At 64.4% G+C, this 21249-nt stretch carries 22 protein-coding genes; 20 read left to right on the top strand and 2 right to left on the bottom strand.

Translation table 11 applies throughout. The features are described 5' to 3' along the window. Positions 1–12: 12 nt before the first annotated feature. From O6R08_RS06290 to O6R08_RS06245, 10 genes are all read left to right on the top strand, one after another. Entirely contained in the window at positions 13–789 is a 777-nt protein-coding gene (locus O6R08_RS06290) for a TlyA family RNA methyltransferase (protein ID WP_271417371.1), read from the top strand. Positions 790–810: 21 nt separating this feature from the next. Continuing rightward, a complete protein-coding gene (locus O6R08_RS06285; RefSeq protein WP_271419290.1) occupies positions 811–1767 on the top strand; it encodes an NAD kinase in 957 nt (318 codons plus the stop codon). Further along, entirely contained in the window at positions 1764–3443 is a 1680-nt protein-coding gene (recN, locus tag O6R08_RS06280; protein ID WP_271417370.1) for a DNA repair protein RecN, read from the top strand. The genes O6R08_RS06285 and recN overlap by 4 nt, the downstream gene beginning before the upstream one ends. 73 nt (positions 3444–3516) lie before the next feature. Further along, positions 3517–5205, top strand: a complete 1689-nt coding sequence (locus O6R08_RS06275; protein WP_271417369.1) for a CTP synthase — start codon at positions 3517–3519, stop codon at positions 5203–5205. Next, positions 5202–5861, top strand: a complete 660-nt coding sequence (locus tag O6R08_RS06270; RefSeq protein WP_271417368.1) for an NUDIX domain-containing protein — start codon at positions 5202–5204, stop codon at positions 5859–5861. Before O6R08_RS06275 ends, O6R08_RS06270 begins: the two co-directional genes overlap by 4 nt. Then, positions 5858–6778 carry a site-specific tyrosine recombinase XerD gene (locus O6R08_RS06265; RefSeq protein ID WP_271417367.1) on the top strand — a complete coding sequence of 307 codons (921 nt, stop codon included), beginning with the start codon at positions 5858–5860 and terminating at the stop codon, positions 6776–6778. The genes O6R08_RS06270 and O6R08_RS06265 overlap by 4 nt, the downstream gene beginning before the upstream one ends. Before the next feature lie 96 nt (positions 6779–6874). After that, on the top strand, positions 6875–7792 hold the full coding sequence (locus O6R08_RS06260; protein WP_271417366.1) for a ParA family protein: 918 nt from the start codon (positions 6875–6877) through the stop codon (positions 7790–7792). Then, on the top strand, positions 7777–8139 hold the full coding sequence (locus O6R08_RS06255; RefSeq protein WP_271417365.1) for a hypothetical protein: 363 nt from the start codon (positions 7777–7779) through the stop codon (positions 8137–8139). Before O6R08_RS06260 ends, O6R08_RS06255 begins: the two co-directional genes overlap by 16 nt. 16 nt (positions 8140–8155) lie before the next feature. After that, positions 8156–8893 carry a pseudouridine synthase gene (locus tag O6R08_RS06250; RefSeq protein WP_271417364.1) on the top strand — a complete coding sequence of 246 codons (738 nt, stop codon included), beginning with the start codon at positions 8156–8158 and terminating at the stop codon, positions 8891–8893. Continuing rightward, the gene (locus tag O6R08_RS06245; RefSeq protein ID WP_333907877.1) at positions 8883–9980 is read left to right on the top strand and encodes an FKBP-type peptidyl-prolyl cis-trans isomerase; all 1098 of its coding nucleotides are present in this window, start codon (positions 8883–8885) and stop codon (positions 9978–9980) included. The genes O6R08_RS06250 and O6R08_RS06245 overlap by 11 nt, the downstream gene beginning before the upstream one ends. Before the next feature lie 52 nt (positions 9981–10032). Here O6R08_RS06245 and gluQRS read toward each other — a convergent pair whose 3' ends face one another. Next, positions 10033–11055 carry a tRNA glutamyl-Q(34) synthetase GluQRS gene (gene gluQRS / locus O6R08_RS06240; RefSeq protein WP_271417363.1) on the bottom strand — a complete coding sequence of 341 codons (1023 nt, stop codon included), beginning with the start codon at positions 11053–11055 and terminating at the stop codon, positions 10033–10035. A 44-nt stretch (positions 11056–11099) separates the two neighbouring features. Here gluQRS and O6R08_RS06235 point away from each other — a divergent pair, with 44 nt between their 5' ends. From O6R08_RS06235 to ilvC, 10 genes are all read left to right on the top strand, one after another. After that, on the top strand, positions 11100–12062 hold the full coding sequence (locus O6R08_RS06235; RefSeq protein WP_271417362.1) for a helix-turn-helix transcriptional regulator: 963 nt from the start codon (positions 11100–11102) through the stop codon (positions 12060–12062). Further along, positions 12059–13027, top strand: a complete 969-nt coding sequence (locus O6R08_RS06230) for a WYL domain-containing protein (RefSeq protein WP_271417361.1) — start codon at positions 12059–12061, stop codon at positions 13025–13027. Before O6R08_RS06235 ends, O6R08_RS06230 begins: the two co-directional genes overlap by 4 nt. Beyond that, a complete protein-coding gene (locus O6R08_RS06225) occupies positions 13027–13209 on the top strand; it encodes a hypothetical protein (protein WP_271417360.1) in 183 nt (60 codons plus the stop codon). Before O6R08_RS06230 ends, O6R08_RS06225 begins: the two co-directional genes overlap by 1 nt. Before the next feature lie 109 nt (positions 13210–13318). Further along, positions 13319–13552: a twin-arginine translocase TatA/TatE family subunit gene (locus O6R08_RS06220; RefSeq protein ID WP_271417359.1), complete on the top strand. Its 234-nt coding sequence runs from the start codon at positions 13319–13321 to the stop codon at positions 13550–13552. 8 nt (positions 13553–13560) lie between these two features. Beyond that, entirely contained in the window at positions 13561–14454 is an 894-nt protein-coding gene (gene tatC, locus O6R08_RS06215; RefSeq protein WP_271417358.1) for a twin-arginine translocase subunit TatC, read from the top strand. A gap of 38 nt (positions 14455–14492) precedes the next feature. Beyond that, positions 14493–15386, top strand: coding sequence for a diacylglycerol/lipid kinase family protein (locus O6R08_RS06210; RefSeq protein ID WP_271417357.1), 894 nt, complete (start codon positions 14493–14495; stop codon positions 15384–15386). A gap of 29 nt (positions 15387–15415) precedes the next feature. Continuing rightward, on the top strand, positions 15416–18175 hold the full coding sequence (locus O6R08_RS06205; protein WP_271417356.1) for a DEAD/DEAH box helicase: 2760 nt from the start codon (positions 15416–15418) through the stop codon (positions 18173–18175). A 57-nt stretch (positions 18176–18232) separates the two neighbouring features. After that, on the top strand, positions 18233–18994 hold the full coding sequence (hisF, locus tag O6R08_RS06200; protein ID WP_271417355.1) for an imidazole glycerol phosphate synthase subunit HisF: 762 nt from the start codon (positions 18233–18235) through the stop codon (positions 18992–18994). Positions 18995–19038: 44 nt separating this feature from the next. After that, a complete protein-coding gene (locus O6R08_RS06195) occupies positions 19039–19446 on the top strand; it encodes an HIT family protein (protein ID WP_271417354.1) in 408 nt (135 codons plus the stop codon). Positions 19447–19484: 38 nt separating this feature from the next. Continuing rightward, entirely contained in the window at positions 19485–20507 is a 1023-nt protein-coding gene (gene ilvC / locus O6R08_RS06190) for a ketol-acid reductoisomerase (RefSeq protein WP_271417353.1), read from the top strand. 112 nt (positions 20508–20619) lie between these two features. On the opposite strand, the gene O6R08_RS06185 is transcribed toward ilvC, so the two are convergent. Continuing rightward, positions 20620–21198 carry an O-methyltransferase gene (locus O6R08_RS06185; RefSeq protein ID WP_271417352.1) on the bottom strand — a complete coding sequence of 193 codons (579 nt, stop codon included), beginning with the start codon at positions 21196–21198 and terminating at the stop codon, positions 20620–20622. Positions 21199–21249: the final 51 nt, after the last annotated feature.

Below are 21249 nucleotides of genomic sequence, written 5' to 3'. Positions count from 1 at the left end.
TGCTGTGACCACATGACCTGCCATGTCGCACAGAGGTGGCAGGCTTGGCCCGTGAGACTCGACCACGCCCTCGTTGACGCTGGACTGGCGCGTTCGCGCACCCTGGCCACCCGATTGGTTCGGCAGGGAAAGGTCAGCGTCAACGGGGTCGTCGTCACCAAGCCCGCGACGAAGGTTGGTCCCGCGGACGACCTGGCGGCAGAAGAAGAGGTGTGGGTCTCGCGGGCCGCCCACAAACTCATCGGTGCCCTGGACATCCTCGACATCGAGGTTCCCGCCCAGGTGCTCGACGCCGGAGCATCGACCGGAGGATTCACTCAGGTCGTGCTCTCGAGGGGAGCCCAACTGGTCCACGCCGTTGACGTCGGCCATGACCAACTCTCCCCGGTCCTGCGCGAGGACCCACGAGTCGTCGTCCACGAGGGCCTCAACCTGCGCGACCTCACTCCCGACGACCTGTCCATCGACGGTCACGTCGAACCGGTGGACCTGGTGGTCGGGGACGTCTCCTTCATCTCCTTGACGATGATCCTGGAACCTCTGTCGACAGTCACGAGCCCCAACGGTCTCATGCTGTTACTGGTCAAGCCGCAATTCGAGGTCGGGCGCAAGGCCCTCGGCGCTCACGGAGTCGTCACCGACCCGAAGCTGCGCGCTCAAGCTGTCGCGACCGTCATCGCCAAGGCCGAGACGCTGGGGTGGGTGCTGCGCGGCGAATGTGACAGCCCCTTACCTGGACAGGACGGAAATGTTGAGCACTTCGTCCTGTTGGAACGCTCCAGTCTCTGACAGCGGACCAGACAGGTCACACTGGCCCGCTACTGTGGTGATGTGAACGACACGAGCCCTTCCAGATACGTTGTCGTCGTCACCCATGCCACCCGTGACGATGCCTTTGACGCGGCTGCCGAGTTCATCACGGAGATGGCTGGCAGAAACATTGGCTGCGCCGTTCCCGACGATCAGGTCGAGCCGATGACGGAAAAACTCCCTGGAATCGCGGTTCAGGGTTTCGCAGAGTTCACCCATGAGGCTGAAGTCGCCGTCGTCTTCGGTGGTGACGGCACGATCCTGCGCGCCGCAGAGTGGTCCCTGCCTCGTCAGGTCCCCATGATCGGGGTCAACCTGGGCCATATCGGATTCTTGGCCGAATTGGAACGCTCCGACATGGCCGATCTGGTCACGAAGGTCTGTTCGCGCGACTACACGGTGGAGGATCGTCTGGGTCTCAACATCACCGTCACCGAGCATTCCGGTCAGCGTCGCTGGACCTCCTTCGCCGTCAATGAGGTGTCCCTGGAGAAGGCTGCCCGCCGCCGCATGCTCGACGTGCTGGCATCCGTGGACGAACTTCCCGTGCAGCGCTGGAATTGTGATGGGATCCTCGTCTCCACGCCGACCGGGTCGACCGCCTACGCCTTCTCTGCCGGCGGCCCGGTCATGTGGCCCGATCTCGATGCCATGCTCATGGTGCCGCTCAGCGCCCATGCCCTCTTTGCTCGCCCTCTCGTGATGAGCCCAGCCGCTCGTGTTGACCTCGACATCCAGCCCGACGGGTCGGAATCGGCGGTGCTGTGGTGCGACGGACGCCGCTCCTGCACGGTGCGACCGGGGGAGAGGATCACCGTCGTGCGTCACCCCGACCGTCTGCGCATCGCCCGCCTGGCCGCCCAACCCTTCACCTCCCGTCTGGTCAAGAAGTTCGAGCTTCCGGTCAGCGGGTGGCGTCAAGGTCGCGGACTCGACCATCCAGGGGAGAACTCGTGATTCGCAGCGTCCGGATTTGCGGGCTGGGTGTCATTGACGAGACGGTCCTTGAGCCCTCTCCCGCGTTGACAGCGGTCACCGGCGAGACGGGTGCCGGCAAGACGATGGTGGTCACCGGTATCGGACTGCTGCTGGGGGACAAGGCCGACACCGGGCTGGTCCGTCATGGATGTGATCGCGCCGTCATCGAGGCGGTTCTCGACGCGTGCGACGGTGAACTCATCAATGACCTGGGCGGAACCGTCGAGGACGGTGAGGTCATTTGCGCCCGACACATCACGACGCGTCGCTCCCGAGCCTTGGTGGGAGGAGCCCAGGTCACCGCAAGCCAGTTGGCCCAGCTCGTCGGGGACCAGGTGACGATCCACGGTCAGTCTGAGCAGGTTCGCCTCGTGAACGCAACGCGTCAGCTCGACGTCATCGACCGTGCCGCTGGAAAGGAATTCGCGACACAACTCGAGCGGCACGCCCAGTTGTGGGCGCAATTTCGCACCGCTTCTCAGCGACTCCACCGACTCAATGAGGACCGCGCCGGGGCCGAGATGGAACGCGAGGTACTGTCGCGACGAGTGGGGGAGGTCGATGCCGTCGATCCGCAACCCCACGAGGACGACGATCTCATCGCCGAGATGGCGGGCCTACAAGCAGCTCAGTCGATTCGAGAATCGCTGCGCCGGGCCGACGTCCTCCTCAACGGGGTGGAGACGTCCACCGGGCCCCAACCGGGAGCGCTGGCCTTGCTGGAACAGGCCGTTCATGAGCTCGATGGCACCGGGGACGTCGACCCCACAGCTGCCGAACTGGCCGAGCGGGCACGCCAGATGTCCTACGACCTGACCGACCTGGCTGCCAGCCTCGCCGGCCACGCCGCGCGAGCAGAGTCTGATCCGCAGCGCCTCGAACAGCTGGGTGGACGGTTGGCGGCGATTCAGCGCCTGTTGAGGGCCCGGACGACAACCCTTGACGATCTGCTGGAGGCCACCGCCGAAGATCGACAGCGTCTTGCCGAGCTGGATCCCGCTACCAATGACCTTGACGCCCTGGGGCGTGAGGTGGAGCAATTACGCTCCGAACTGCGGGAATCTGCCGACCGTATCAGCGCTGTACGCCGCCGCACTGCTGTCCGGTTGGCTGCCGAGGTCAAGCCCGAGTTGGCGGCCCTGGCCATGCCGCACGCCCGGCTGGAGTTTCGGGTGGAACCGGCACCGATGGGTCCGCGAGGGGCCGATGCCGTGACCATCATGCTGGCGGCCAACCCCGGCGCGGATCCGGCACCGCTGTCGAAGGCTGCCTCAGGAGGTGAGTTGTCGCGAGTCAGGCTGGCTCTCGAGGTCGTTGCGGCGCAGACTCAGACCCCACAGACCTTCGTCTTCGACGAGATCGACGCGGGTGTCGGGGGTGCTGTCGGTATCGAGATCGGGCGTCGCCTGCGCCAACTGGCCCGACGTCACCAAGTCATCGTCGTCACCCACCTGGCTCAGGTTGCCGCTTTTGCCGACACCCATGTCGTCATCACGAAGGCCTCCGACGGGGCCGTCACCAGCTCTGGTCTGCGCGAGGTCAGCGGGTCCGAGCGTGAGAGTGAGTTGTCTCGGATGATGAGTGGCATGGTCGACTCGGAATCTGGGCTGGAGCACGCTCGTGACCTGCTGCACGAGGTCGCTGGGCAGGGCTGAGGGGCGTCGCTGAGGGTTCGCACCGTGGGCCACTGTGGCCCAGAAGCGGGATCATCCGTTAGGCTGGAGGTCCGTGGGCACCGGCAATCACTCCAGCAAGCACGTATTCGTCACCGGAGGAGTCGTCTCCTCCTTGGGAAAGGGGCTCACGGCCTCTTCCCTCGGGTCTTTGCTCAAGGCTCGTGGCCTCAAGGTCACGATGCAGAAGCTTGACCCCTACCTCAATGTCGATCCGGGGACGATGAACCCGTTCCAGCATGGTGAGGTCTTCGTCACCGAGGATGGTGCCGAAACCGATCTGGACATCGGCCACTACGAGCGATTCCTCAACGAGAACCTGTCCGGACAGGCCAATGTCACCACCGGCAAGGTCTACTCGGCTGTCATCGCCAAGGAACGTCGAGGCGATTACCTGGGCGACACCGTTCAGGTCATTCCTCACATCACCAACGAGATCAAGGAACGCATGTTGGCGATGGAGGAGGGCCATCCTGATGTCGTCATCCATGAGATCGGCGGCACTGTCGGTGACATCGAGTCGTTGCCCTTCCTCGAGGCGGCCCGTCAGGTTCGTCACGAGATCGGCAGGGAGAACGTCTTCTTCCTGCACGTTTCCCTGGTTCCCTACATCAAACCGTCCGGTGAGATGAAGACCAAGCCCACCCAGCACTCCGTGGCGGCCCTGCGCGAGGTCGGTATCCAGCCTGACGCCATCGTGTGCCGTTCCGAGCGCCCGCTGGGCAAGGGGATCAAGTCCAAGATCGCGCTCATGTGTGACGTCGAGGGCCCGGCCGTCGTCTCGTGTCCGGATGCGTCGTCGATCTACCTCATTCCCAAGGTCTTGCACCACGAGGGCCTGGACGCCTATGTCGTGCAGAAGCTCAGCCTGTTCTTCCGCGATGTCGACTGGACGACCTGGGACGATCTCCTGGAGCGAGTCCGCAAGCCGCGTGGCGAGGTGACGGTGGCTCTGGTCGGCAAGTACATCGATCTGCCGGACGCCTACCTGTCGGTGACAGAGGCCTTGCGTGCTGGCGGATTCGCCAACAAGGCCAAGGTCAATGTCGTGTGGGTGGCCTCGGACTCCTGTGTGACCCCCGAGGGTGCTGCCCAGCAGCTCAAGGATACTGACGCCATTTGTGTCCCCGGCGGGTTCGGTATCCGTGGTGTCGAGGGCAAGATCGGTGCCATTCGTTATGCCCGCGAGCACCAAGTGCCCTTCCTGGGCCTGTGCTTGGGCATGCAGTGCGCGGTCATCGAGGTCGCTCGTGACCTGGCTGGCATCGAGGGCGCTGCCTCCAGCGAGTTCGACCCGCAGACCGCCGACCCGGTCATCGCGACGATGGCCGAGCAGGTCGACGCCGTGTCCGGCAAGGGAGATCTGGGTGGCACCATGCGCCTGGGGGCCTACCCTGCCAAGCTTGCCAAGGATTCCCTGGTGGCCGAGCTCTACGGCACGACGACGGTCTCTGAGCGTCACCGACACCGCTACGAGGTCAACAACGCCTACCGAGATCGCCTTGAGGCCGCAGGTCTGCGGATCAGCGGAACCTCTCCTGACGGAGGTCTGGCCGAGTTCGTCGAGCTCGATCGCCAGGTGCACCCGTACTTCGTGGCCACCCAGGCCCATCCGGAACTCAAGTCCCGCCCGACTCACGCCCACCCGCTGTTCCGCGGACTCATTGCCGCCGCCCTCGACCACGCCAAGGGCAGCGCCACCGACACTCCCGGGGAGGCTGCCACCAAGGAGGCAGGCAAGTGAGCCAGGAACGCTGGGACCACGACGAGTGCTGGCAGGTCGTTGACCACCAGGTGAAGGCCACCGGTCGGGTGTGCGACTTCGTCGAAGACGCGCTCGTCACCCCGTCAGGCGAGCACATCCATCGTCAGTACGTGAGCCATCCAGGCGCGGTGGGCATCATCGCCCTCGATGACCAGGATCGCGTCGCGGTGGTGAGGCAGTACCGCCATCCGGTGCGCATGGTCCTCGTCGAGCCGCCTGCCGGCCTGCTCGACGTCGATGGGGAGGACTATCTGGCAGCGGCTCAACGTGAGCTGGCCGAGGAGGCCATGCTGGCTGCCGACGACTGGCGGGTTCTCGTCGACATCGTCACCACCCCGGGCGGATGCCAGGAATCCTTGCGGATCTACCTGGCTCGGGGGCTTCACGAGGCGCCGCGTCCCGAAGGCTTCGTGCTGGAGGGTGAGGAAGTGTCGATGAAGGCGGGCTGGGAGCCGCTGGACGACCTTGTCGAGGCGATTTATGCCGGACAGTGCCAGTCGCCGACCTTGGTAACCGGGGTCATGGCCCTCGAGCTGGCTCGTCGCAGTGGCCGCATCGACCGGCTGCGTCCTGCCACCTCGCCGTGGCCGATTCGTGAGCGCCCCGGTGGTATTGACGGAGTTCTTGGCGAGTGATGTCGAGCGTCGGTGAGCAGGCCGAGGATTACCTGCGTCACCTCGTCGTGGAGCGGGGACTGTCTGACAACACGGTGCAGGCTTACCGACGCGACCTTGCGCGCTATGAAGACTTCCTCGATTCGCGCACGATCCGATCCCTGTCGGAGGTCACCCGTGTCGACGTCGAGGAGTTCCGACGCCACCTCGACGACCTGGGGCTGGCCTCGGCGTCGGTGACCCGGTCGATGGTTGCGGTGCGTAATTTGCATCGCTTCGCGGTCGGTGCGGGGCAGACACCGACGGATGTGACGGCTGGTATGTCCCCTGGAACTGGCGCGCGCAGACTACCCAAGGCCCTGTCGGTCGACCAGGTCGAAGCTCTGCTGGCGGCACCGGATACCCAGACGGTGGAGGGTCTGCGTGACGCTGCGCTATTGGAATTGCTCTACGGCACGGGTGCGCGTGTCTCGGAGATCTGTGCCCTCGACGTCGACGACATCCGCCCTGTCCTCGACGATCCTGAGCTGGGGCTGAGGCTCATCGGCAAGGGGAACAAGGAACGCATCGTTCCGTTGGGCAGCTACGCGGCGAAGGCGGTGAACGCCTGGCTGGTGAGAGGGCGTCCGTCCTGGGCGGGGGCCGGGGATGGGGACCACGCCCTACTGCTCAACTCTCGCGGACGCAGGCTGTCGAGGCAGTTGGCATGGGCTGCGATTCGTCGCGCGGGCCAGGTTGCGGGTCTGGACGTGGAACACCTCTCGCCGCACAGTTTGCGTCACTCCTACGCCACTCACTTGCTCGACGGTGGGGCCGATGTGCGAGTGGTGCAGGAACTGTTGGGTCACTCCTCGGTGACGACGACCCAGATCTACACCTTGGTGACAGCCGACCACCTGCGCGATGTGTACCGGTCCTCCCACCCCCGGGCTGTCTGACCTCAGCCTCAAGGAAGGGATGAGGTTGTCGGAGTCGACCACTATCGTTGATGCGAGCACGACTTGACGCCGTGATGTCGAGAGGAAGGTCACCACGTGTCCGAGACAGACACCGAACCGCTGTTCCGCGTCCCTGGGCCGGGCCGGCAGGCCAAGGATGCTGCCGAGAACTCCGTCGGTCCGACCGGACGCCCGCTTCCCGATCTTCCTGAGCCGACGCCGGTTCCCGACGGGCCTAAGAATGCCACCGTCATCGCGATGTGTAACCAGAAGGGTGGAGTTGGCAAGACGACGACGACCATCAACCTGGGCGCTGGTCTGGCCGAATACGGCCGCAAGGTTCTCCTCGTCGACTTTGATCCGCAGGGATCCCTGTCAGTGGGGCTGGGCGTCAACCCGCACACCCTGGACAAGTCGATCTACACCCTCCTGATGTCTCGTCGTGATGACATCCATGACGTCATTCAGCCCACCGAGACCGAGGGCATGGACCTGTTGCCGGCCAATATTGACCTGTCGGCTGCAGAGGTGCAGCTCGTCAGCGAGGTGGCCCGCGAGCAGACCCTCAAGCGAGTCATTGATCGTGTCCGTGGCGAGTACGACATGATTCTCATCGACTGCGCGCCGTCCCTCGGGCTGCTGACCATCAATGCCCTGACCGCCTCTGACTATGTCATCATGCCGCTGGAATGCGAGTTCTTCGCCCTGCGCGGTATCGCCCTGCTCACCGACACCATTGAGAAGGTGCAGGATCGCCTCAACCCGGATCTGGAGATTCTCGGCATCCTCGGCACGATGTTCGACCCGCGTACCCTGCATGCCCGCGAGGTCATGGAGCGCGTGGTTCAAGCCTTCGGGGACGTCGTCTTCCACACCGTCATCAAGCGCACCATCAAGTTCCCCGAGACAACCGTGGCCGGGGAGCCCATCACCAGCTATGCCTCGTCGTCTGCGGGTGCTCAGGCCTACCGGGACCTGGCCAAGGAGGTGTTGGCTCGATGCCGCGCCGCGTGAGCCTGCCGGGAGCCAACGAGCTCTTCCGTCCCACCGCTGGCACCCCTGACCCGGCTCAGGAGAAAGCCGCCACGACGACGAAGGCGAAAACCGCCAAGGGGTCCCAGGCGAGCACGTCAGCAGGCCAGCGGGCCGGTAGCGGGCGGGTGCGTCATGATGAGAAGATCACCGTCTATGTCTCCACCGAGGAGCTCATGGCTCTGGAGACCGCCAGGCTGACCCTGCGATCCCAGGGAATCAACGCCGATCGTGGCCGCATCGTGCGTGCATCGGTCGCCATGGCCCTGGCTGATCTGGAGGAGAACGGCCAGGATTGTCGACTGGCCCGTCTCCTCACCACCGACTGACTACGCGAGGAAGAATATGAGTGACGAGCAAGGTGTGCGGCTCCAGAAGGTGCTGGCTCAGGCTGGGTTGGCATCCCGCCGTGCTGCAGAGGAAATGATTGCGGCCGGACGAGTCGAGGTCAACGGTGAACTCATCGTTGAGCAGGGACGACGCGTCGATCCCGAGCGTGACGAGATTCGCGTCGACGGGTCCCGCATCCCCACCGCCCGACGCCACGTCTACTACGTGCTCAACAAACCGCAGGGTGTCGTGTCCACGATGGACGACCCGGAAGGACGCCCCTGCCTGTCCGACCTCGAGGGGGTGCCGCACGGTGTGCGTCTGTTCCACGTCGGGCGTCTCGACACCGAAACCTCCGGTCTCATCCTGCTGACCAACGATGGTGAATTCGCCAACCGTATGACCCATCCGTCGTACAAGGTCCTCAAGACCTACCTGGCTGACGTCGAAGGTCGGGTCGACGACAAGGTCATTCGTCGTCTTGCCAAGGGCGTCACCCTCGAGGACGGCCCAGTCAAGCCCGACGCGGTGCGGCTGGTGCAGGCTAGCGACGAGCACTCCCTGGTTGAGGTGAGTCTTCACGAGGGCCGAAACCGCATTGTGCGTCGCATGATGGACTCTGTGGCCCACCCCGTGCGCCGGCTGTCACGCACGGCGATTGGCCCGGTCCGGTTACGGCGTTTGGGGCGCGGCGACATGCGCGAACTCACCCGCGAGGAATTGGGGCAGCTTCTCGACCTCGTTGAATTGTGAGAACGCGGCGAGGGCAGAAATTGTCCTGGGGAGTATCTCAGGTAACCTCGGGCAGGTGAGTTCGAACAAGAATCGGTCGGTCAGAGCCGCGACACTCGCCGCTGTACTGTGCGTGTCGTCCCTGGCTCTTGCCTCCTGCAACAAGTCACCTTCCGACGCCACACCGTCGGCGAGCGCCTCGGCAAGCGTTCCGGCCTCCGCCTCGGCGAGCGCGACGCCCTCGGCCACCCAGACCAAGAAGCCGACCATGGTCACGAACCTTGACCAGATCAAGGTTTCCGGCGCGGATGGCAAGGCGCCCACGATTGAGGGAGCCTGGCCGTTGGCCATCGCCAAGACCCAGTCCAAGGTGCTCAAGCAGGGTAGTGGCGAGACGGTGGGCAAGGACGCCACCGTCAAGGTGAACTACCACGGCGTCAACGGCCGTACCGGCAAGGTGTTCGACTCCTCCTTCCAGCGAGGATCCACCGCGGACTTCCCGCTGTCCCAGGTCGTTCCTGGATTCGCGAAGGGTCTTGTCGGCAAGCATGCGGGAGATCGCGTCCTCATCATGATGCCGGGGTCTGACGCCTACGACCCCCAGGGCGGCCGCCCGGAGGCTGGCATCATGAAGGGTGATTCCCTCGTCTTCGTCGTCGACGTCGTCGGTGTGCCGCTCACCAAGGCCAAGGGTGCTGCCGTGACTCCGGCGTCCGGCCTGCCCACCGTCAAGGAGGTTCAGGGAGCCCCCGTCGTGACGATCGGCAACGCCAAGAAGCCGTCCGGGCTTGTCGTCCAGCCCCTCATCAAGGGCGACGGACACAAGATCACGGCCAAGGATGCGATTGATGTCAAGTACCGCACCTATGCCTGGTCCACCAAGGAGCTCATCGAGGACGGGTTCTCCGGGCCAGCCCTCAGCGGCTCCATGAACTCGGTCATTCCCGGATGGAAGAAGGGCCTGGAGGGTCAGACGGTCGGGTCACGCGTCATGCTGATCGTCCCGCCGGCCGATGCCTACCCGAATGGCACCACCAACCCGCCGGTGAAGAAGGGCGAGACCCTCGTGTATGTCATCGACATTCTCTCGGCCCAGAAGGAGTCCTGAGACACCGATTCGGCCGGTCCTGCCATGACGACAGGACCGGCAGAAACTGTTGTTACAACGACAGCACGGCGTCACTCCACCATCCCAGCGGACCATCCAGGCGTGCGGGGTCCAGCGGTCTGGTCAGGGTCGGGGGACACGGCGGGGTCAACCCGGCAGCCCCGATGAGGTCATGCGGGTCGCTGACCTCCGGAAGCCCCAATGACCGACACAGCCACGCCATGATGCGATTGCGTTCGATCCCGGCAGCCATGAGATCGGTCAACCCGGCAGCCCCCGCTGATTTGGACAGACGCTGACCGCCGGGGGCGCTGACCAGACCGGTGTGCGCATAGGTCGGGGCGTCGAACCCCAACAATGCGGCCACATAAGACTGACGCGGCGCCGAGGACCACAGATCCCTGGCCCGAACTACCTGATCGACTCCCTGCAGCCCGTCATCGACGACGACCGCGAGGTTGTATGCCGGGGTGCCGTCGTTACGGATCAGGACGAGATCGTCGACTCGTCCCCGGCACTGTCCCCGAGCCATGTCGGTGACGTGGTAGCAATCGACGTGACTGGCCAACCGGATGGCCGGCGAGCGCGTCGTCGCCCGTTGCGCGCGCTGTGAGGTGGTCAGGGTTCGACAGGTGCCCGGATATGGACGCCAGTCGGCCTCGTTGGGGGCGCTCACGGCTGACGCGATCTCCTTGCGAGTACAAAAACAGGGATAGGTGTCCAACCCGGCGATGGCGTCGGCGTAAAGGTCCAGACGCTGCGACTGGCGCACGACTGGCCCGTCCCAGTCGATGCCAAGAGTCTCCAAGTCACGTAGCTGGGTCGAGGCGATGTTTCCGGCGGCCGCTACCCGCGCCTGATCCAGGTCCTCAATGCGCACCACGAATCGTCGTCGCGAGGATCGGGCCAACAGCCAGGCCGCCAAGGCGGTGCGGAGATTTCCCAGATGGAGGGCCGACGTGGGGGACGGGGCGAATCGTCCTGCTGCCGCGGGTGGCTGGGCCAAGGGATGAGTCGCGGCAAAATCGGTCACGAGCGGCAGTGTAGGCAAAAATTGTCGTGACGCGATGGGCATGCACGCCCACATGGGTAGGCTGTGAGGCTGGAAGGAGGGTGCCGATGGCTGCGCAGCGTTCGGAGAGGTTGGTCAACCTTGTCATCGCTCTGCTGGTCACTGACCGTCCGCTCACTCGTGCCCAGCTGCGCGACATGATCGAGGATTATCGCAAGGTCTCCGAGGTCGCATTCCAACGCTCCTTCGAGCGGGACAAGGAGGAACTGCGTCGCATCGGCATCACTGTGGAGTCGGTGACCCTCGACACCTTCTTCGGCGACGAGGTCGGTTACCGCATCCCTCGCGCAGACGTCGAGCTTCCTCCCGTGCAGTTCACCCAGGCTGAGGCTGACGCGCTGGCCACCGCCGCCAGAGTGTGGCGGGAGTCCGTTCTCGATGAATCCTCCACCTCCGCCCTGGTGAAGTTGCGGGCTGCTGGTGTCGAGCCCGATACCGAGGCCGGTATTGCCACGCAGGTCGTCACAGGTGCTGACGCGCCATCCTTCTCCGATCTGTGGCGGGCCACCATCGACCGCTCCCAGGTACGGTTCGGCTACCGAGGGGGTAAGCAGCGCACCGTCGACCCGTGGCGGATGGCTCTGCGTCGGGGGCGTTGGTACCTCGTCGGACGCGACGTCGACCTTGACGAGCCGCGCCTGTTCCGACTCTCGAGGATCAGTTCTGCTGTGACAACCGTAGGGGAGCCCGGCACCGTCACCAGCCCCGAACCTGAGGTCATTGCATCCCACCTCAATCGCCTGGAACCCCCCGAGCCCGAAGAGGTCGACGTCACCATGGCCGTCGCACCGGGTGTGCGTCTGGGGGTCATGACGACTCGCACCGGGTGGGACGGGCCTGTCCCCGAGGGGTACGAGGTCGTCACCGGAGGGTTCGGCGGATATGACGAGGCCGCCACCACGGTGTTGCGCGCCGGGGGACGCATCGTCCTGCTGGGCCCCGAGAAGGCTCGCGAGGTGCTCGCAGAGCGCATTCAGGCCGTTGTGCGGTTGGAGGAGGACGCCTCATGACTGCGCGCACTGATACAGCCCGACTGCTCGCGCTCATCCCGTACTTGCGTTCCCATCCTGGAGTCGCCGTCACCGAGGTTGCTCGGGTCTTCGGAGTGACCACTGACCGGGTGATCGCTGATCTCAAGATCTTGTGGATGGTCGGCTTGCCCGGCGGCATGCCGGACGACCTCATCGACATCGACATGGACGCCGTCGACTCCGACGGCACCATCACGATCACCAATGCCGACGCCTTGCCGCGTCCCATGCGTCTGACCCCCGACGAGGCGTGGTCCCTGCTGGCTGCCCTGCAGGTCATCTCCGATCTGGCTGACGACACCGTTCGTCCTGCCGTGACGTCGGCAGTTGAGAAGCTGCGCCAGGTGTGTCCGCCGTTTGGTGCAGACCCGGTGGAGGCCAGCGTGGAGGCCGATTACGACCCGCGTTCGGAGTGGTTCACCGGGGCTTGCGCCAACAAGTGGCGCATCGAGATCGTCCACAAGCGAGGCGACGACCCGACCCCCCACACTCAGGTCGTCGACCCTGTCCGGGTGGAGGTTCGTGACGGTCATCGCTACCTCGTCGGGTGGTCGATGGCTCGCAAGCAGTGGCGAACCTGGCGTCTGGACCGCATCGTGACCGGGAAGAGGGTGGGCCACGCCACCAATCATGGCCGTCCGCCTGAGACCCTTGAGTGGTTTTCCGATGTCGTCGACGAAGTGACCCTGACCTTGGCCCCCCGGGCCGGGTGGGTCGCCGAATACCACCCGGTGCGTCACGTCGAGAAGGACGGGGAGGTGTGGAAGGTGACGTTTGCCGTCGCCTCACCGACCTGGCTTGCCGAACTCATGGTGGGTCTGGGCCCTGATCTCCTCGCCGTTGATCCGCCGCGCGCGGCTGGTCCGGCGATTCAGTTGGCGCGCGCCGCAGCCGCAGCCAATGGCATTGAACTGCCACCGGAACAGGTCGGGGGCGAGTCCTGATGTGGTGGATATGGGCTCTTGTCCTCGCATTCGTCCTGCTTGTCGTGGAGGTCGTGGTCGGCACGATCTGGTTGTGGCGCAAAGCCGCCGCACTGCTGAGCGAGGTGGAACACGTCACCGGCCGGCTCGACGAGTTGGCCGGGATCCTGGACGATCTCGACACCACTCCAGGGCAGGAGTAAATGAGGTCACACCGACGTTGCGTGGTAGCCTGAACGCCGATCGTCGAGTTGGCGTGCCGCCTGTGTCGTACGGGAACGGGCGCTGGCCAAGTATGGAAGGACAGCCGCAATGGCTCCTCTGCTCATCGCGAACGAGATGACCATCATCATCATCGTCTTCCTCGCTCTCATTCTCTTCGGTGGTTCCCGCATCGCCGGCGTTGGCAAGGGTGCTGGTCGAGCCATCCGTGAGTTCAAGGAAGAGACCGCCGGTCTTGACAAGGTCAAGGACAAGCAGGCTGAGAAGGACATCAAGGCCGTCGAGGCTGACGTCGTCAAGGACCAGAACACCACGACTGAGTGAGTCAACTCATGGCCACGGATACTCCGGTCGAGCAGGCCGAGGCGCCACAGACCGACGGTGAGGATCACCGTCGGTTCGCTCGGTTCCGTCCTCCCCAGGCCGGGGAGGGCGGCACGATGTCGCTCCTGGATCACGTCCGGGAGATCCGTTACCGGATCATCGTGTCGTTCATCGCGGTGGTCATCACAAGCTCCGTGGCCTTCGTGTTCTACCGGCCGCTCGTCGAGATCATCATGTATCCCTACCAGCAGGCCAGCAACGCGATCAAGGACAAGAACCCGACCGCGTCCCTCCAGGTTGTCAATACCGGTGTCGTCGCCCCGTTCGTGTTGAACATGAGGGTGGCCGTCGTGGCCGGACTCATCGCGGCATGTCCGATCTGGCTGTACGAGATCTGGGCCTTCATCGTGCCTGGCCTGCTCGTCAACGAGAAGAAGTGGGCGCTGAGATTCCTGGGATCGGCCATTCCCCTGTTCCTCATTGGTTCGGCGCTGGGATATTGGGTGCTTCCCAAGGGCATCACCCTGATGCTGAACTTCACTCCTCACGGCATGGGCATCACCAACCTGCTCGACATGAATGCCTTCCTGGCCCTGGAAATCCGTGTCATCCTGCTGTTCGGTGTGAGCTTCCTGCTTCCAGTGGTCCTGGTGTTGCTCAACTTGGTCCAGGTGCTGTCGTCAGCACAGTTGAAGGCGGCTCGCAAGTGGTCCATCTTCGGGTTCTTCTGCCTGGGTGCCTTCGTCAATCCCTCTGGTGACCCCATCTCCATGTGTGCGTTGGCCGTCCCGCTGAGCATCATGTACGTCATTGCCGAGTGGATTTGCCGCAGCAATGAGCGCAAACGCAAAACTGACGGCCTGGGCATCGACAAGTCTGAATTCGACATCCAGATCGACTGACTCGTGCCAAACCGTGTGACGCGGCAGGAGTGCGCCGCATGACGACCCGACTCCTGGTCAATCCCGCAGCTGGAGGCGGTCGTGCCCATCGCCTTGAACCCTGGGTGACGGCACGGTTGCGCAGTGCCTTCGGTGACGTCGATGTCGTGCGCACCACCAGTTTTCAACATGCTGAGCAGGCATTGGCCGAGCTCGCCGCCTGCGACGGTGAGGGGGATCGCGTCGTCGTCATGGGAGGTGACGGCATGGTCCACCTGGGGCTCAACCATCTCGCCGGGACGAGGATCCGGTTGGGCATCGTGCCGTCAGGAACCGGAAATGACTTCGCCTCATCTGTCGGCCTTCCATCCAGGGTCGACGAGGCCATCAAACGCATCGTGGCGGATCAGGTCACTCCCATCGACCTCGCCGAGGTCACGGGCAACGTGTACGGCGGGCATTGCTGGGTGGGATGTGTCGTCTCCACTGGATATGACGCGATCGTCAATCGACGCACCAATCACATGACGACGAAGTTCGGCCCGCTCAGTTACGGCTGGGTTGCGCTCTCCGCCCTGGCCGACTTCTCGCCCAAGCACTACCGGATCAGTGTCGACGGGCAGTATCGCGAGCTTGACGCCATGCTCATCGCCATTGGCAACGGTGGTCATTTCGGTGGCGGCATGAGGGTCTGCCCGACGGCAAGCGTCGTCGACGGGTTGCTCGACATCACCATCATCCATGCCGTTTCGCGCCGCACCCTGCTGGGCTACCTGCCCCTGCTGTATGCCGGCAAGCTCTCCCGCATGGACTTCGTGGAAACCCTGCGTGCCCAGCGCGTTGACGTCGATGGGGACGACATGTTTGCGATGGCCGACGGAGAGGAGATTGGTGACGTTCCATTGACCGTCGTCGCCCGTCCCGGCGCTGTCAACCTCGTCGGTCTGGCGTGACAGTCGTCCCCGGCGGCTAGGTTGGAGTCATGAGCGAGACTCTTGACCGGTTCATCGCGGGGCTGTCCTTCAAACCTGACGACTACCAGGTGACGGCCTGTCAGGATCTCGACGACGGTGCCGGGGTCCTCGTGGCGGCCCCGACAGGCGCTGGTAAGACGGTGGGCGGGGAGTACGCGACGCATTTGGCCCTGGCATCGGGGCTCAAGTGCTTCTACACCACCCCCATCAAGGCTCTGTCCAACCAGAAATTCCATGACCTGGTGGCCCGTCACGGCGCGGATCAGGTGGGTCTGCTCACCGGCGACATCACCATCAACTCCCAAGCCCCTGTCGTCGTCATGACGACGGAGGTGTTGCGGAACATGATCTACCGCAATTCCAGCACTCTGGACACCCTGGGCTGGGTCGTCCTCGACGAGGTGCACTATCTGGCCGACCGTTTCCGTGGCCCGGTCTGGGAGGAGGTCATCCTCGGCCTGGATCCGCAGGTCAAGATCGTCGGGCTCTCGGCGACCGTCTCCAACGCCGAGGAGTTCGGGGAGTGGCTGGACGAGGTGCGCGGTGATGTTCGAGTCGTCGTCTCCGAGCGTCGTCCCGTCCCGTTGACCCAGCACGTGGCCGTTGGGCGAGGTCTCCATGATCTCTTCGATCCCGACCGTCCCACCGAGGTCAATCCGGAGCTGGTCTCCATCGCCAAGCAGGAGTCCAGGTTCCAGCGTGACGATGCCCGTCGCCCCCGAGGGCGCTCTGGCAAGGGGAAACGCAGTGTTTCCTACGGCAGTGGCCAGTTTGGTGGGGCTTCCGCCCAGCGCCGAGGACGAGGGGGCCGTGACAGGCCGCGCGGTCCGCGTAACCAGCCCAGCCGCATTCAGGTCGTGCGCTCCCTCCAGAAGGCCAACCTGCTGCCCGCCATCATCTTCGTGTTCTCCCGGGCCGGATGCGACGGCGCCGTCAGCCAATTGCTCAACACCGATGTGGTGCTCACGAGTCAAGAGGAAGCCCGCCAACTGCGCCGCATCGCGCAACGCCACGGTGAGGGGTTGACCGACGAGGAGCGTCGTGCGGTGGGCTGGAACCACTTCCTGGCTGCTTTCGAGCGCGGTATCGCTGCCCACCATGCGGGGTTGCTGCCGGTGCTCAAGGCGATCGTCGAGGAAGGGTTTGTCGCCGGGTTGCTCAAGGTCGTTGTGGCCACCGAGACCCTGGCCCTGGGCATCAACATGCCTGCTCGCACGGTCGTGTTGGAAAAGCTCGTCAAGTACAACGGACAGACCCACGCCGACATCACACCCGGCGAGTACACCCAGCTCACAGGTCGTGCCGGACGCCGAGGCATCGACACCCAAGGACATGCGGTCGTGTGCTGGCAGGCTGGCATGGATCCTCGTGCGGTGGCAGGCCTGGCCTCCCGACGGACCTATCCGCTCAATTCGGCCTTCGTGCCGACCTACAACATGGCTGTCAATCTCGTCGGGTCGATGGGACGCGAGAAGGCCCGTGACCTTCTGGAACACTCCTTTGCCCAATTCCAGACCGATCGCAGGCTGGGCGGGTCGGCGGTACGTAGCCGTCACACCCAGTCCGAGATCGACGCCTATCTCAAGGCGGCCCACTGCGAGCATGGCGACTTCGCGGAATACGCCCGTATGCGCGAGGAGATCAGCGAGCTGGAACATGAGCAGGCTCGCCTGCGCAAGGGGGAGCGGCCCAGCCAGGTCGCCGATTCCCTGTCCCGCCTCGATCCTGGTGACGTCATCGCCGTGCCGTCTGGCCCACACGCCGGGTGGGTTGTCGTCATCGATCCCGGTACGCACGGAAAACGGGGTCAGTATCCGCACCCCCTGGTCATGACCCCGGATCGCACCGTGATTCGCCTTGGTTCTGGCGACATCGATGCTCCCGTTAAGCGGGTTGCCGGGGTCAAGGTCCCGCGTCATTTCTCCCCCGGAAATCGCAGCGATCGACGATCCTTGGGCAAGGCCTTTGATCGCGTCCTTGACGGTCTGGGGCAGCCAGTCATTCCACCGAAACGCCCCGAGGTCAACGCGGACCTGGCTGATCGCATCCGCGAGCTGAGAGCTCAGATGAGGCAACACCCCTGTCATTCCTGCCCGGATCGGGAATCCCACGCTCGTTTTGCCGAGCGTGCCATGAGGCTGACGCGGCGCAGTGAACGAGAGCTGGCCAAAGCCCGCGCCAAAGCCACGTCCATCGCGACCCAGTTCGAGCGGATCGTGCTCGTCCTGGAGGCGCTGGGATATCTCGGGGAGGGGGGAGACGACGTCACGGATGCCGGTCGGATGCTGTCTGGGATTTACTCCGAGCTCGACCTGGTGACCGTCGAGGCCATTCGACGTGGCGTCTTTGACGACCTGGACTACCCCCAGTTGGCTGCGGTGTTGTCGACCATCGTCCACGAATCTCGTCCTGGTGATCGCGGCCGCGTGCACCGTATGCCTGACCACGCCAGCGAGTCGGCGGAATCTCAGCTTCGAGCGGTGCGAGCCGAGATCGGTCTGCTGGAGCGCGATCACCGTATCGAGCGTCCCCGCGATCTGGACATCGGATTTGCCGAAACGGCCTATGCCTGGGCTGCCGGGGCCGGCCTGGAGACGGTCCTTGACGACATGAGTGCCGGTGACTTCGTGCGTCGGGTGCGTCAGGTCTGTGATCTGGCCGGCCAGATCGCACAGGCGGGAGTGTCTGAGGATCTCGCTCACACCTGCCGACAGGTGGTGGGTGCCATGCAGCGCGGGGTCGTCACCATGGATCGCCAGGAGGAATGAGACGCAACCTGCCGGTTGCCCCACCGGACCCAGGAGCTTGGCCGGTAGCCTGTGGCCATGTCTGTGGCTGTGCGTGTCATCCCGTGTCTCGACGTCAAGGACGGACGAGTCGTCAAAGGGATCAACTTCTCTGGTCTGCGTGATGCCGGCGATCCGGTGGAATTGGCGGCTGAGTACGGACGCAAGGGTGCCGACGAGGTGACGTTTCTCGACATCTCGGCCTCAACCGAGGGGCGAGCCACCACCCGCGAGATGGTGACCAGATGCGCAGAGACGGTGTTCGTGCCCCTGACGGTGGGCGGCGGGGTACGTGGGGTTGACGACGTCGACGTCCTCCTGCGTTCCGGTGCCGACAAGGTGGGGATCAACACGGCAGCCATCGCCACCCCGGCGATCATCGACGAGATCGCGGACCGATTCGGCAATCAGGTCATCGTGGTGTCGGTCGACGCTCGCCGGGATCCGGCCCAGCCCTCCGGCTTCGTGGTGACGACTCACGGTGGACGCCGTTCGGCCGGGCTCGATGCCGTCGAGTGGGCCCGCCAGGCTGTTGACAGAGGAGCCGGCGAGATCCTGCTCAACTCCATGGACGCTGACGGCACCACCGAAGGTTTCGACATCGAGATGATCGAGGCGGTGCGTCAGGCTGTCGAGGTTCCACTCATTGCCTCGGGTGGTGCTGGCACGGTGTCCGACTTCGTCGCGGCGGTGAGAGCCGGTGCTGATGCAGTCCTGGCCGCGTCCGTGTTCCACTACCGCACCCTGACCATTGCCCAGGTCAAGGACGGGCTGCGTGAGGCCGGCTTCGAGGTCCGCTGAGCGAACGGCGCCATGAGACAGGGCCGTTGTGGTAGTCATGATTCATGGACTGCCTTTTCTGCTCAATTGCTGCGGGGGACATCCCTGCGATGATCGTTGATTCTGACGACACCTCGGTCGCATTCCTCGACATCGAGCCCTTCCAGGACGGCCACACCCTCGTCATTCCGCGAAAGCATGTCACGAGCGCTCTCGACGACGACGGGGAGTTGGCTCGTATCAGTCCGATGGTGACGAAGGTGGCCCGCCACCTCGTTGATTCCCTGGGGGCATCTGGGGTCAACATCGTTTCCAACGCCGGCGAGGTGGCTGGTCAGAGCGTCCATCATCTTCACGTGCATGTCATTCCGCGCTACGACCGCGAGCCGGGCATCAATGCCATTCGTTCGACCCTGCCACGGCGTCGACTCGAGGAGGTCGCCGCGCTGGTGGCCGGGGAGTCAGACAAGTGAGGGCTCACAAGACACAACCACCACAAGGAGACCACGCGATGGCCACGATTTACCACAACGACGACGCCGACCTGTCCATCATCCAGGACCGCCAGGTTGCCATCATCGGTTACGGCTCCCAGGGACATGCCCACGCCCTCAACCTGCGCGACTCCGGCGTTGACGTGCGTGTTGGTCTGCCGGAGGGCTCCTCGGCGATTGCCGAGGCCGAGGCTGAGGGTCTGCGTGTGCTCCCCATCGATCAGGCGTGCCAGGAGGCCGACGTCATCATGGTCCTGGCCCCCGTCCAGGATCAGCCTCAGCTGTACTCCGAGCAGATTGCCCCGCACCTCGAGCACGGCGACGCCCTCTTCTTCGCCCATGGTCTCAACGTCCACTTCGGCTACATCACGGCCCCCGAGGGGGTCGACGTCAGCATGGTCGCCCTGACGACCCCCGGCCACATCGCGCGTCGCGAGTACGCCGACGGCCGCGGCGTCCCCGTGCTGGTCTGCGTCGGGCAGGATGCTTCTGGCGCAGCCTGGGACCTCACCACGTCCTACGCCAAGGCCCTTGGTGGTCTGCGAGCTGGCGGCATCGAGACCACTTTCCGTGAGGAGACCGAGACCAACCTCTTCGGTGAACAGACCGTACTGGGTGGCTTGACCCACCTCGTCGAGGCCGGCTTCCAGACCCTCGTCGACGCCGGTTACCAGCCGGAGATGGCCTACGTCCAGGTTTGCCACGAGATGAACACCATCGTCGATCTCTTCATCGAGGGCGGACTCTCCAAGCTGCGCCGGTCGATGGGCGAGATCGCTGAATACGGCGACTACGTGTCCGGCCCTCGCATCGTCGACGACCACGTCAAGGAAAACATGAGGGCCGTCCTGGACGACATCCAGACGGGTGCCTTTGCCAAGCGCTTCATTGACGATCAGAACGCCGGTGCCCCGGAACTCACGAAGCTGCGTGAGGACCGGGCCAACCACCCGATCGAAAGCACTGGCAAGCAGATTGGCGCGATGTACTCCCGATTGTCCACTGACGAGGACTGGGCCGGGGGTAGCCGCGCTTTCTGAGGGCGCTGGGCAGCTGCGCCACGGTTGAGCATCTGTGGCTGCGCCACGGTTGGGCAGCTGTGGGCGTCCACGGGTCCCCGTGGCGACTGCGGCAGGATCGGCCAGTGGTGTCTCAGCCGCGCGGCGACAGGCGGCATGCGACGATGGCCGCCATGTCAGCGGCCAGTTGAATCTCGGTGGCATGGACCTTCGGATGAGTCAGCCACGCGAGCCTGGTCGTGTCGACGGTGCCGTTGATGTCGCGCGGGGGAAATCCGTGACTGGGGCGCATGTCGTCGATGACGACCAGACCGCCCACAGCGACCGCTTTGAGGATCTCGTCGACCGGGCGCACCTGAGCCACTCGAATCGGTACTGAGAGCAGGCCGAAAGGTCCTCGTTCCAGCAGGTCGTCCCAGGTGCCCTCAATGATGTCAATGTCGAGATCAGCCAGGACGTCGCGGGCGCGGGCACACAGGGTCGGATCGGGCTCGTAGCTGATGACCTTGGTGCGCTTGCGGGCACCCAGGCGCAGCCAGGCGGCTCCGGCACCAGACCCCGTTTCGCATTCCCCGATGGAACCATGCACCCCCGCCGCCAAGGTGGCCATGAAACGGCCGGTCTCATTACGGGTGGTGGTGAAGTAGCCCATCTCCAGCGCATTGTGGAGGGCTTTCGTCACCGGTTCAGGAATATCGGGAATGGGTAGCACGGCCCACATTGTGCCAGTAGGGAGATCATGTCGTTCGTCATTGTCGAAACC

The sequence above is a fragment of the Cutibacterium equinum genome (genome assembly GCF_028021195.1).
Classification (GTDB): Bacteria; Actinomycetota; Actinomycetes; order Propionibacteriales; family Propionibacteriaceae; genus Cutibacterium; species Cutibacterium equinum.
Note: the sequence above shows the minus strand (reverse complement) of the source record. Positions and strands in the feature narration are given on the sequence as shown.